The organism is Streptococcus sp. DD11 (genome assembly GCF_001578865.1).
GTDB classification, from domain to species: domain Bacteria; phylum Bacillota; class Bacilli; order Lactobacillales; family Streptococcaceae; genus Streptococcus; species Streptococcus panodentis.
This window is the reverse complement of the sequence record NZ_KQ969396.1, coordinates 257,507-260,462: the sequence shown is the minus strand read 5'-3', so window position 1 is coordinate 260,462 and position 2,956 is coordinate 257,507. Positions and strand designations below refer to the sequence as shown.

The window sequence follows — 2,956 nt, the reverse complement described above, 5'->3', positions numbered from 1 at the left end:
GCCAGAGGATACAATCCAGCTCCGACTATTAAGGAAAGTCTGGCTAAGACAAAGCTGCCTGTGACTGTCGGGGGAGTGACTATTCATCAAGGAGACTTGGTTATCGGCGACTGCGATGGGGTCGTTGTGATTCCGCAGGCAGACGAGGAGCAGGTGCTGGCCAGAGCCTTTCAAAAATTTGAGAAAGAAAAAGAAATTTTGGCGGCTATCCAAAGCGGCCAAACGACAGTGGACATCTATGGCTTTCATGACCTCATCAAAGCCAAACAAAATAGGTAGCGATTTAGAGCTAGCAGTTATGCCCGCTCTTTTATCATGGCAAATCCAAGAATGGCTGCTGCATGAGTATTTCTGCTAAAAATGGTATAATAGGTCTATATTTTCTCTTGGAAAAGGAAGCTATGAAATTACTGTATACAGATATCCGTCATTCGCTGACGGAGCTTTTGACACGCGAAGCGGAGCAGCTGGCTGCAGCCGGAAGGCGGGTTTTTTATATCGCCCCCAACTCCCTGTCTTTTGAAAAGGAGCGGGCGGTTTTGGAGCAGCTGAACCGTCACGCTTCTTTTGCTATCACGGTGACGCGTTTTGCCCAGATGGCCCGCTATTTTGTCCTCAATGATGTGCAGCAGGGGCGCAGTCTGGACGACATTGGTCTGGGCATGCTTTTTTATCGGACGCTGGCTGAGATGGAGGAGCGGGAGCTGACGGTCTATGGCCGCATCAAGAAAGACCCGCAGTTTATCCAGCAGCTGCTGGAGCTTTACCATGAGCTGCAGACGGCTCAGATGTCCTTTGAGGACCTGCAGTATCTGGAGGAAGAGGAGAAGCGGGAGGACTTGCTGAAGATTTTCAGGGCAGTCTCTCAGGCCTTTGAGGACCAGGATTTTGATGCCAGCTCAAAGATTGCGGCTTTTGCCCGGCACATTGCGGCCGGTGACGTGGACAGTGAGCTGGCTGATTTGGCGCTGGTCATTGACGGCTTTACCCGCTTTTCTGCTGAGGAAGAATACCTGCTGGGCCTTCTGCACCGCAAGGGAGTGGAGATTGTCATCGGGACCTATGCCAGCCGCAAAGCCTATCGCTCAGCTTTTCGTGAGGGCAATCTCTATCAGGCCAGCGTGGACTTTCTGCTCAAATTGGCCAAGGACTATGGAGTGCAGCCCCAGTATGCAGTAGGAAAAGGAGAAGAAAAAGAGGATGCTTTCGGCAGAATTTCCAAGCTGTTGGAAAGCCGCTATGATTTCTCCCAGGCAGAGCTTGAGCTGAGCGAGGAGGACCGTTCCCGCCTGCAGATCTGGGCGACGATGAACCAGAAAGAGGAGCTGGAGTATGTGGCCAAGTCCATCCGCCAGAGGCTCCATGACGGGGCCCGCTACCAGCAAATCCGCCTGCTCTTAGGTGATGTAGAAGCCTATCGGCTGCAGCTGAAAACCATTTTTGATCAGTATCGGATTCCCTTTTATCTGGGCCGGAGTGAGTCGATGGCCCACCACCCGCTGGTCCAGCTTGCGGAGTCTTTGGAGCGGCTGAAACGCTACAATTTTCGGACAGAGGATTTTCTCAATCTTCTCAAAACCGGTCTCTACGGCGATCTGACACAGGATGATTTGGACCACTTGGAGCAGTATCTGCGCTTTGCGGATATCAAGGGAGCCGGTAAGTTTGCCCAAGACTTTACCATCAACAGCCAGCATAAATTTGACCTCAAGCGCCTCAATGAACTGCGGCAGCAAACGACTGCCCCCCTGCAGGAGCTTTTCAAGACCAGAAGTCAGACGGCAGCCGGTCTTCTCAAGAAGTTTTCTGACTTTATCCGTCAGGCCAAGGTCGGTGAAAATCTAAGCCGTCTGGCAGCAGGTGCCGGCCAGCAGGAGCAGGAGAAACAGGAGGAGGTCTGGAAGGCTTTCAGCCATGTGCTGGAGCAGTTTGCCCAGGTCTTTGCAGGTGCTAGGCTGGGACTGGATGATTTTCTGACCCTGATCCGCTCGGGGATGCTGCTGTCTCATTACCGGACAGTCCCTGCTACAGTGGATGTGGTGACGGTCCAGTCCTATGACCTGATTGAGCCCCTGACTGCTCCCTATGTCTATGCGGTTGGCCTGACTCAGGACCGCTTTCCAAAGATTGCTCAGAATCAGAGCCTGCTCAGTGACGAAGACCGAGAGCGGCTCAATCAGGCAACAGCAGAAGAAGCCGGACTGGTCATTGCCAGCAGTGAAAATCTCAAAAAGAACCGTTTTGCAGCCCTGTCCCTGCTCAATGCAGCGACCGAAGAGCTGGTGCTGTCGGCACCGGCGCTGGTCAATGAAGTGGAGGGCCGCATGTCTCCCTATCTGACGGAGCTGACCATTGAGCCGCTGTCCCTGCCGATAACGGTCAAAAACCGCAGGCTTCGAGCGACGACATTGGCTCCTATCAGGCCCTGCTGTCCCGTATCATTGAGCTCCATCAGGAGGAGATTGACCGAGAGTGGACACCGGAAGAGCGGACTTTCTGGGCGGTGGCGGTCCGGGTCCTGCGTAAAAAGCTGGCTTCTCAAGGTATCCGGATTCCCCTGATCAGCAAGGAGCTGAAAACGGAAAGCCTCAAGGCAGATACCCTGCAGGCCCTCTATCCTCAAGGGCAGGCTCTGAAGCTGTCGGCCTCGGCTCTCAATGAGTTTTTCAAGAATCAGTATGCTTATTTTCTTAAGTATGTGCTCCGGCTGCAGGAAGAGTGGACCATTCATCCTGATGCCAGAAGCCACGGGACTTTCCTTCACCGGATTTTTGAAAAAGTCCTGCAGGATGACTCGGAAGCGGATTTTGACAGCCGGCTGCAGCGGGCTATGGCAGAGACCGCTCAGGAGGCCGAATTTGCCAGTCTTTATGATGAAAATGGCCAAAGCCGCTTTGCCCGCCGCCTGCTCTTGGATACGGCTCAGGCGACCGGCCGGGTCTTGGCCCAGTCGGAT

2 pseudogenes are annotated in these 2,956 nt (G+C 53.7%); both read left to right on the top strand.

The features are described from left to right. Nucleotides 1–279, top strand: a pseudogene (locus STRDD11_RS10620) (hypothetical protein); the annotation flags it as partial. Nucleotides 280–401: 122 nt separating this feature from the next. After that, nucleotides 402–2,956: pseudogene (rexB, locus tag STRDD11_RS10615) on the top strand (ATP-dependent nuclease subunit B); the annotation flags it as partial.